Raw genomic sequence first — 9597 nt, 5'->3', positions numbered from 1 at the left:
TTCGAATCCCACCCTCTCCGTTTATAACTCATTGAAACAATTGATATAATTATCCTTTATTTTACTTCTATTCTACTTCTATTTTTGCTAAGAGCGATGAAAAAGATTATCGAGATTTAAAGCAAAAAAAGGTTACGTATGATATAAAAAACTTATAATTCAAGACCTGACCCCAAATTCCGTGACCCCAAATTCCGGGAAAAGCTGCCATGCCTTTCCTGCTCAAGGTGGAATGATCGGGGATCTCGATGGCCGGGCTTTGGATCGACTCAGCAGCTTTGGTTTGTTTTACCCGTCAGTTCGGCAATCAATTCTTTGACGGTTGTAAGCTTGTCAACGCGATAACCATTAGCGCCGACTGTGTAGAGGGGTGCCTCCTGGTCAGGGTTATACCCGGCGGAGCTGAGGAGGCCATTGCAGATGCAAAAATTTCCGCCGTCATCAAGTCGTGCACGGCATTGGTTGAAATTTCCTTCCCTGTCCGGTCGCAGCACATACCCCTTATCGCAACGGGGTTTTCTCTTCTTCTGGAGCGCGTTCTGGAAACTAGGTGATTCCTTAATAACCATGAACGGCAAACCGCAGGGAGAACCGGGGTTCTGCGCCACGATGATGTCCTCCTTGCCGGCATTGATAACAGCCTGCTTATACTCATCAGTTGCACTGCTTTCCCGGGTAACGAGGAAGCGCGTTCCCATCTGCACCCCATCTGCACCCATCTTCAGGAATCTTACGATATCATCGTGCGTGTAGATACCTCCCGCTGCGATAACAGGAAAGTCGCCATATTTTTCTGCCATTTCCTTTACAGGGGGTAAGAGATTTTCGAGCTTGTTCGACTCGAGGTATATGTCCTCAAATTTGAACCCCAGGTGACCACCGGCCAGGGGTCCCTCGAGCACAACGGCATCAGGCCTGTAGCCTACCCGTTCCCATTTCTTGCATATGAGTTCAAGGGCCCTTGCCGAAGAGACGATGGGAATCAGGGCTGTATCGCCAGGGTTTTTGACAACCGGCAGGCCCAGCGGCAGGCCCGCGCCGGAAATAATGACATCCGCTCCTGCGTCGATGGAAGCTTTTACTGTATCTTCATAGGTTTTTATGAGGGCAACCATAATGTTGATGCCCGATACACCGCCCTTTGCTTTCGCTTGCGATATCTCTTCAAAAACGGCTTCATATGTGGTATGTTTCTTGCCGGTCCTTTTCGTGATAAGCCTGTCAAGGGCTGCGCTCGACACGATGCCGACGCCCCCTTCTTCTGCAACGGCGCTGGCGAGCGGAGAGAGTGACACACCCACACCCATGCCGCCCTGGATAATGGGTACCTTTATTGTTCTCCCTTTAATGACCAGGGAGGGCAATGTCTGTTTAGGATCCATGATTCACGCCTCTTACCTGCAAGCTATTGCAGTTTTTTTGATGAATACGACGCTCCTGAAATCACTCCTCCGACCTTTCCGGATATTCTTCGGCCTTCCCTCTCCGCCTTTATTTCGGTGGAAGCCGCTGCACCCCATATTACTTTTTCAAAAGCATGGCACCGCTTGAGTATCCACCCCCGAAAACAGTAATAACGATCAGTTCGCTTTTCCGGAACCTTTTCCAGTTTTGTGAAAGGGCGATCATTGTACTTGCGCAGCCCGTATTGCCGGTTTCTTCGATATTCATGATCACCTCCCCGTTATGCAATCCAAGGCCCTCAATGACGTGGGCGATGATCCTTGAATTAGCCTGATGCGGGATGAGATGAACGATCTCCTCCAATGCTAAATGGTTTTTTTTCAAGATGTTCTTAACCTCGGAAACCATGTATTTGCTTGCATTGACAAAGATGTCTTTGCCAAAAGGCATTTTGAGGCCGCCCTCATTGGGCCTCAAATATACTCCCTCGATACCTTTTCCGATGTGACCGAGCCCCGTTGTGTTCAGGTCAAGGATCTCTATGTCCTCTTCGGAGGCCTTTTCTTTTGAAATAAATACAGCCCCGGCGCCATCGCCCCATAAATGACCCGATTGCACATCCCTGTCGTCACTGTAGGCGCTATTATGTTCTGAAGCAACGACAAGCGCCCTCTGTGCTTTGTTTGTAGCGAAGTAGCCCTCGACGATCTCCACGGCATTCAAGAAGGAGGAACATGCAGAAGAAATGGAAATGACCCGTGCTTTAGGAATATGCAAGAAGCGCTGTACCGCATGGGCGAGGGTTCCCACAGTATCGTACGGCGTGTACGTGGCCCCGACAATGAGATCGACATCCTCGACCGGATAGGGAAGCCGGTCTATTGCAGATTTCGCTGCTTCTATCGACATGGTGTTCGTATTTTCGTTAGTGTTTGCCCTTGTTCGTGACCGGATCCCGGACCGTTTATAAATCCACTCGTCAGATAGCCCTACCAGATTTACATAGTACTCGTTGGGAACGGTTGTGGTGGGTAAATAGTGTGAGGCTGCGTTGATATACATGGATGGTTTATATACCGTTGAATCCCTTTCTTCTGTAATGGCCATAGTGTCCCTAGTTTCTTTCTATAATGCCGTATGTATCATTCAAAGAGGCTCAGAGACCTATGCTGATTACTGATAGTGACCTGTCCCAACTCATTGTACCACCTTCAGAGTTAGACTTCCTCCTTTTTTTTAGCCTCTGCCAGAAAGTTCTGCAGATATGGCGCTCTTATCTCCGGCGCAGGCGGCTTATACCCTAAGGAACTGTGCGGCCTGATCGTGTTGTATTCCCTTCTCCAGTTTTCTATCAATACCTTTGCCTCAAGAAGTGTGGTGAATATCTCACCAATACAATGGCTTGTGCCGTTTGAACCAGACTTTCGGCAAAATATTTCTTTCGATCCGGCCTCAGGGCAAGGTAACTGGTTACATAGGCAACAATCATGAACATAATGATCCTAAGGAGAGGTTCGATCTTAAATGCCCCTAAGGTTGCATAGTCACAGGCGATATGGACCAGCCCCAGTACGGCAGCGGTAACGAAATAGGGTCAGGTCTTGAATTATCAGTTTTTTTCAATTGATTGATACCCCCCCCTTAGCTACAGTGATTAGTGAATGGTGAATAGTGATTAGTAAGCATTAAAATCTGAGTGGCTCATGGTTCATAGCTCATAGTTTATGGCTATCAGCTATGAGCAAAGAGCTAATAATGCTGATAGCGTTATATCCTGAATTGTACATCATGAATCGTGATTCCCCCATTTCCCATTTAACAATTCTAACCCCTTAAAATTAAAAAAACAAATGTTTTTATCTATAAGCTATCAGCCTGCCAACAACTCTCTGTACTCTGCCCTACGCTACGAATCATGAGCTATTTCATTATACTTGTATGTCACTATCAAAATAATTCATGTCGAAAAATATCTATATTTGCCCTTGTTTTAGGCATTTTTTGGGGTTAAATTAGGAGGTGATCCATGTACGCCGCTTCCTTGCAGATACCTTTGCCATGATCACCTTCTCAACAATTGGGGGGATGGTGATTGAAATACTGATTTCCGGACTGACAATAGGCCAATCAATTCAGGCAAGACTAACTGCTATCCCGGCTAACTTACTTACCGGAAGACCCTACGGGATTTACAGAGATTGGGTCTTAAGGATTACAAAAGCAAAAGAAGGTGGGAAACTTAGAAAAGGTCTTGCCGATCTCTTTGCCTTTGTAACATTTCAGGTAACCCTCTACGCCATAATTCTAACTTCAACCGGGGCTCGAATAAGCCAGATTGTAACTGCTTGTGGTACACTCACGGTCCTATCAGTTTTTATGGGAAGACCCTACGGGATGTTTCTCGATTTCTCACGATGGTTGTTCAGGGCTCGCAGACTTGAATAGGGCTTTCGTTCACATAATACCAATTTGCAATTAAAATACAACATTGACGCTCACGGGAAAGCCTTCCCTCCGTTCGCTGGCACGATACCTTTTGACCAAACTAAAGTCTTACTCGCTTGAATTGCAAACTCACCCCGCTTCAGCGGGGTTCAGACAGTGCAATTCACCCATACGGGACGCTCGTTGCGGCTAAGTTTGGTTACCAAAAGTTCCGTGATGCTCTCTCCAGGAAAGCTTTCCCAGCACTGTTAAAGTAGACGGTTGATTGCAACTTGGTATAATCAGGGTTTAAATACAGATATGGTGTTTAGTTATGGGTCAAAGAAGATTTGAACCTTTGAGTCCTGTATTGGAAAGAAGATGCATCAATTTTCACTTCCGTTGTCTTCTGTTTAATATTTTCTATTCTCTCAGCAGTTGCAGGATGGGTTTTTAATATGCCTCCCCCTGATGTCTTACCATAACCCATGAGACGTTCAAGGAAATCCTTGAGTGCCGAGGGATTGTACCCTGCTTTTGTAAGATAGGAGGCTGCAGCTTCATCAGCACTATATTCCTGAGATTGTCCGTATCCGTTCACAACGAGTGTCTTGAACACATCATCTATTGACCCTTCAAAGATGCTCACAAGGCGGGACAATTCCTGAGCCCCGTATTCCTTAACAGCCCTGGCGCCTATTATGGTCAGCGCCTCTGTCCAGCGTGACTGCTTGATGGATGATATACCATCTTGATTGTTTATGTGGGCTACCTCGTGGGCGAGGATTGCTGCAAGTTCATCTTCATTCTGTATAATGTTTAACATGCCTCTGGTGATGAAGATAATGCCGCCAGGGCAGGCAAAGGCATTTACCTCGTTTGTATCAAGTATGGCAAAATGGTATCCGCCATATGTAAACGGTTTATTTGAGTTGAGCGCTATCACCTGTCCGACGAGATTTATATATTCAATAAGGGAATCCTTTTCCAGAAGGGGATAGAGAGAAATAATTTTCGCTGCCACTGCCCGTCCGATATAGTACTCTTCATCCGATGATATGGGTCTTGATGCCTTCATCCCCTGTTTTAGAGCTGTTCCGATTACACCGGCCTCCCTGGATGGTAAACCTTTTTTAAAAAGGTCGAGTGAAAAGGCATTAAGCCCGGTTACTGCATATGCCATTAATATGATAGCGAACAGGATAGGAGTGAAATATGACCTTTTCATTATGGCTCCCTGAGTTGCCCCCTGTGGATGAATTCGGATACCTTATTTTCTGAGAGTTTCAATCTTTCTATTTTATCGACGAGGTGATATTTCATCTCCGGGTGTTTGTTCCTGTAAGATGCCTCTACCTGCGGGTTGAAGCCCTTTCCAGCGAGCGCAACCTCTTCCCGGGTAGTAGCCTGTTTTTTTGTCTTCATAGTTTCGCTTAAGCTGAAGGTCTTTTCTTCTATTGCGCTTTTATGTATACATCCATTTATGCCCTTGAACCTTACCTTAAACCAGTCACCCGCTTGGGAAAGCACCTCCAAAGCATCGTTGTAATTGACCTTTGTTTTTATTGGAGAGAAAAACTTGCATTCTTCCCTTATGGCATTTTCTTTTGTAATAACCGATGCTGTTTCTGCAGATGCAAATGATGAAGTTAGCAGGACTATAAAGAGGATTGTAGATGAAAATTTAATACTCATTTTTCCGTCATCTTAACAATATCCCGGTTCTCTGTCAATGGAGGATTTGCTATGTAATATTCACATTTCTTTTTGTAGAATTCTGATGGTCCATCCTCGATATTTTGTTTTAGTATGTTGTCAAATACTCCAAGCGCTTCATGCCACTTCTTCTCTTTATAAAGTGTCAATCCCTGATTGAAGGGCATTACCACCTCCCTTTTTTCTGAAGGTATCCTGCCTTCTTCACCTATTATTTCAAATATCTTTACAGGGATGGTTTTGCCTTTCACCTCTATAAGCCCGAGTTCTCTCGCAAAGAATTCGTTGCCTGTTCCATTGATTGTATCTTCGCTCACGATTATCTTTGTTTTAAAGACCTTGTTTACTGATTCGAGCCTTGATGCGAGGTTTACTGTATCACCTATGACAGTATAGTTAAAAAGTCTATCGCTGCCTATATTTCCTGCTATGGCATCACCTGTATGAATCCCGATCCTGAGCGCTATCTCAGGTGAACCCTTTTTGGGGAATGCATTATTTAGCTCCTTAAGGCTCTCAATACACTGGAGGGCAGCATTGCACGCATTTACCTGGTCATGATCTGTCTCAACCGGTGCCCCCCAGAATGCCATAATACAGTCACCGATATATTTATCCACGACCCCGCCGTTTTGAATAATAACCTCTGTAAGGGAATTTAACACCCTGTGGAGTATCACCGCAGTATCCTCAGGAGAATGTTTTTCTGCAATCGTTGTAAACCCTGCGATATCGGCGAAGAATGCCGTAACCCTTCTTTTTTGGCCGCCTGGTTTTATTAAGGATGGGTTTTGAAGCAGGTAATCAACGATCTTTTTGTCCATATACTGGGAGAAGGTCCTTTTTATGAAAAGCCGTTCTTTTCCTTCAACTGCATAGCTATAGGCAACAGAAATTATGAAGCTGAAAACAAGCGAAACAAGTGGCGGAATTATGTTGATATAGAGGGAATTTTTAAATAGCGAAGCAATAATAGTTACTATTACTATAAGGGATATAATGAAAATGGATAGATTTATGTACATGGAATGATGTTTCAAAACAGAGTATGCAATGAAAACACAGATTAAAAGCATGAAGAGAATCACATAAATCCAGTGCAGCTTGGTGATGAAATTTTTGTTGATAATGTTGCTCAATGTTGTTGCATGGATAAGGGCGCCTGAGGATATGGATAAAATAGATGTTGGCTTGAGGTCATACAATCCCGCAGCGGTGAGGCCAATGAATACAATCTTTCCTTTAAAAAGGTCCTTTTTGATAATCTGTAGCTTTTGTTTAGTACCTGCTATATAGGAGTTTAATAAATCAACGAATGAAAATAGTGGGAATGGATTTTTCTCCCTGTAGTATCTGAGTATAAGCTTCCCATCCGTAAGCGGTATTGTTGTATCCTTTGCATACAGAGAGCCATTGGCGATATTCACTATCCTTTTCTGAAGGAGGTAGCTTAAGACAAAATGAGGGATAACGTGCTGTTTTAGTTGAAATATTAGGGGTATCCTTCTATAAACACCATCTTCATCAGGTGAAATAGTTACGTTACCTGTCCCCCTGATGGCATCCCTTAATGTATCGATGGGTACGATAACAGAGTTGAAGCTTAAGGGGGCAGAGATTTTATCCCTGACTGAAAGACGTTTTAAAAACCCTTCATCTTCTGCGGTGATAGCCCTTTGCTGTCCGGTGAGAAAGAGTGGCAGATACACATTCGATGCCTTTTTTATTGCCTTTGACAGTATTACGTCGTCCTCCTGTCCATAAGAGGACGGCTCGGTAAACAGTATATCCATGAATACTGCCTCGGCTTCAGATAGGTATTCTATTATCGGGGCATACATCTGTCTCGGCCAGGGCCAGGTTATACCCTCTTTGCTCAATGCGTCAATGCTTTGCTGGTCTACCTGTACAATCAAGATATTATCAGAAGGATGCGGGGGGTTAAGGTATTTGGAAAAAAGGTCAAATGCCTTGTACTCAAAGGTGCCCGAAATGCCTGTTAAAAATATAATCAGGGATACGGCAAAGGATATACATGCAAGGGCGATAATTTGTTTGGTGCGATTTCTGATTTTAGGCATTAGTGGCCTCAGTGTGAAAAATAATCAACAAGCAAAGGGAGAATATAAAAGCTGAAGAGATTCTACCATATAAGATTTCGGCAAGGGAATCACAAAACTTCAAAAGTGTTTGGCTATATTGTTATTTTTTTATGGATGTCTTATATTCTATTAATATTTCTGAAGGAGAGAGGATGCCGGAAAAGATTGAACTACCAATAAAAGGTATGAGCTGTGCTGCCTGTGCTGTCCGTATAGAGAAGGAGTTAAACAAGCTTGAAGACGTCAGTGAGGCACGGGTCAATTTCCCTTTAAAGAAGGCCGTTATATTCCCGAAGAAAGATATAGAGCTTAAGGAGGTTATTTCGATCATCAGGGATATCGGCTATGACGTGGACCTCGAAGGGGATGTGACGATCAGGGCGCAGAAGGAAGAGGCTGAACTGAAGAAGGACTTTATCTGGTCTGCACTTTTGAGCGCTGTTATTATGGTATTTTCCATGTGGATGGTCCTTCCGTATAACAATCTTGTACTGCTCATTCTGACCCTCCCGGTTCAGTTCTATTTCGGCATGAGGTTCCATAAACCAGCCTTATTGAATCTTAAACATTTTGCCGCTGACATGAACACCCTTATTTCGGTTGGAACCTCGGCTGCCTTTTTCTACAGCGCATTTGTTACGTTTTTCCCGCACATTATTATTTCTGCGGGCATGAAGCCCGATACATATTTTGATTCCAGTGCCGTTATCATAACCCTGATACTGTTTGGCAGGTTCCTCGAATCAAAGGCGAAGACTAAGACATATACAGCCATTAAGATGCTCTATGAGCTATCGCCAAAGGAATGTGTTGTCCTGAGAGATAACAGAGAAGAGAGGGTTCCAACGGATACCATTGAGAAGGGAGACCGCATATTGATCAGGCCGGGAGAGAAGGTGCCTATTGATGGGGAGGTAATAGAAGGCAATACCTATGTGGACGAGTCTATAATAACAGGGGAGAGCATGCCTGTGAACAAAGGCATTGGAGATGAAGTTATTGGCGGAACGATTAATGGCAAGGGCTCAATAGTTGTGAGGGTTACAAGGATCGGGAAGGATACGGTATTGTCCAAGGTTATCCGCCTTGTGGAAGAGGCACAATTCACAAAGGCCCCTGTTCAGAGGCTTGCCGATACAGTGGCAGGCATATTTGTCCCCATTGTGATATTGATAAGCATAGGCGCGCTCTTTGTCTGGTATATCTTCGGGCCAGAACCGAAGCTCACTAATGCCCTTTTATCCTTTGTGAGTGTGCTCATTATCGCATGCCCCTGTGCCCTTGGTCTTGCAACGCCAACAGCAATCATGGTCTCATCGGGTGTCGGGGCAAAGAGAGGGATTCTGATTAAAAGTGCAGAGGCACTGGAGCTTACAAACAGGGTGCAGTATGTGCTTTTTGATAAAACCGGGACCCTTACCGAGGGGGTGATTGTCCTCTCCGAGGCGGTTCCCGTTGGTAATGTTTCCGAGGCGGATGTTTTGAGTGTTGCCTACAACCTTGAAAAGCAATCGGAACATCCTTTTTCAGAAGCACTCCGTAAAAAGGCAGAAGAATCAGGCATTGCCCCTCAGAAGGTTGACAATTTCCAGGCAATTGTCGGGAAGGGGATTACGGGAGAGATCGATGGCAGGCATTATTTTGTCGGGAATACATCCATGTATAAAGACGGGGGCAGGGTACTTGACGATGATGTTGAACAGAAGTATCACGAAAAGGAACAGTCAGGAACATCGCCAGTACTTGTATGGAGCGATGACAATGTGATGGGGATTATTACCTTCAGCGATAAGGTGAGGGAGGAATCAAGGGGCGTCATAGATGAACTGAAGAATATGGAGATAGAAGCAGTTATGATTACAGGGGACAGCATGGAAGGGGCAAAGGCGATAAGCGAAAAGGTTGGCATAGAGAAATATTTCTACCGTGTTCTTCCTGATAAAAAGGCACA

At 44.5% G+C, this 9597-nt stretch carries 7 protein-coding genes and 1 pseudogene; 2 read left to right on the top strand and 6 right to left on the bottom strand.

What is annotated here, in order from left to right:
• Nucleotides 1–269: 269 nt before the first annotated feature.
• The 3 genes and pseudogenes from NTU69_04480 to NTU69_04470 form a co-directional block, all read right to left on the bottom strand.
• Nucleotides 270–1382, bottom strand: a complete 1113-nt coding sequence (locus NTU69_04480; protein MCX5802781.1) for a nitronate monooxygenase — start codon at nt 1380–1382, stop codon at nt 270–272.
• Between the two features lie 139 nt (nt 1383–1521).
• The gene (locus tag NTU69_04475) at nt 1522–2466 is read right to left on the bottom strand and encodes a 3-oxoacyl-ACP synthase III family protein (GenBank protein MCX5802780.1); all 945 of its coding nucleotides are present in this window, start codon (nt 2464–2466) and stop codon (nt 1522–1524) included.
• Nucleotides 2467–2621: 155 nt separating this feature from the next.
• Nucleotides 2622–2795, bottom strand: a pseudogene (locus NTU69_04470) (integrase core domain-containing protein).
• Nucleotides 2796–3423: 628 nt separating this feature from the next.
• Here NTU69_04470 and alaE point away from each other — a divergent pair.
• Nucleotides 3424–3849, top strand: a complete 426-nt coding sequence (alaE, locus tag NTU69_04465; GenBank protein ID MCX5802779.1) for an L-alanine exporter AlaE — start codon at nt 3424–3426, stop codon at nt 3847–3849.
• 307 nt (nt 3850–4156) lie between these two features.
• Here the strand turns inward: alaE and NTU69_04460 are convergent, their stop codons facing one another.
• From NTU69_04460 to NTU69_04450, 3 genes are read right to left on the bottom strand one after another with little or no spacing between them, the layout of a single operon-like run.
• Nucleotides 4157–5056 carry a M48 family metalloprotease gene (locus tag NTU69_04460; GenBank protein MCX5802778.1) on the bottom strand — a complete coding sequence of 300 codons (900 nt, stop codon included), beginning with the start codon at nt 5054–5056 and terminating at the stop codon, nt 4157–4159.
• Nucleotides 5056–5523 carry an SH3 domain-containing protein gene (locus NTU69_04455; protein ID MCX5802777.1) on the bottom strand — a complete coding sequence of 156 codons (468 nt, stop codon included), beginning with the start codon at nt 5521–5523 and terminating at the stop codon, nt 5056–5058. Before NTU69_04455 ends, NTU69_04460 begins: the two co-directional genes overlap by 1 nt.
• Entirely contained in the window at nt 5520–7625 is a 2106-nt protein-coding gene (locus NTU69_04450; protein MCX5802776.1) for an adenylate/guanylate cyclase domain-containing protein, read from the bottom strand. Before NTU69_04450 ends, NTU69_04455 begins: the two co-directional genes overlap by 4 nt.
• Before the next feature lie 131 nt (nt 7626–7756).
• Here NTU69_04450 and NTU69_04445 point away from each other — a divergent pair.
• The coding region (locus NTU69_04445) for a heavy metal translocating P-type ATPase (protein ID MCX5802775.1) at nt 7757–9597 on the top strand (1841 nt) is incomplete at its 3' end.

Source organism: Pseudomonadota bacterium, assembly GCA_026388215.1.
Lineage (GTDB): Bacteria > Desulfobacterota > Syntrophorhabdia > Syntrophorhabdales > Syntrophorhabdaceae > JAPLKF01.
Note: the sequence above shows the minus strand (reverse complement) of the source record. Positions and strands in the feature narration are given on the sequence as shown.

Excerpts from the sequence above, each read along its gene's own strand:
- NTU69_04460 (MCX5802778.1), bottom strand. The coding sequence starts at position 5,056 with ATGAAAAGGTCATATTTCACTCCTATCCTGTTCGCTATCATATTAATG.
- NTU69_04455 (MCX5802777.1), bottom strand. The coding sequence starts at position 5,523 with ATGAGTATTAAATTTTCATCTACAATCCTCTTTATAGTCCTGCTAACT.
- NTU69_04475 (MCX5802780.1), bottom strand. The coding sequence starts at position 2,466 with ATGTATATCAACGCAGCCTCACACTATTTACCCACCACAACCGTTCCC.
- NTU69_04480 (MCX5802781.1), bottom strand. The coding sequence starts at position 1,382 with ATGGATCCTAAACAGACATTGCCCTCCCTGGTCATTAAAGGGAGAACA.
- NTU69_04450 (MCX5802776.1), bottom strand. The coding sequence starts at position 7,625 with ATGCCTAAAATCAGAAATCGCACCAAACAAATTATCGCCCTTGCATGT.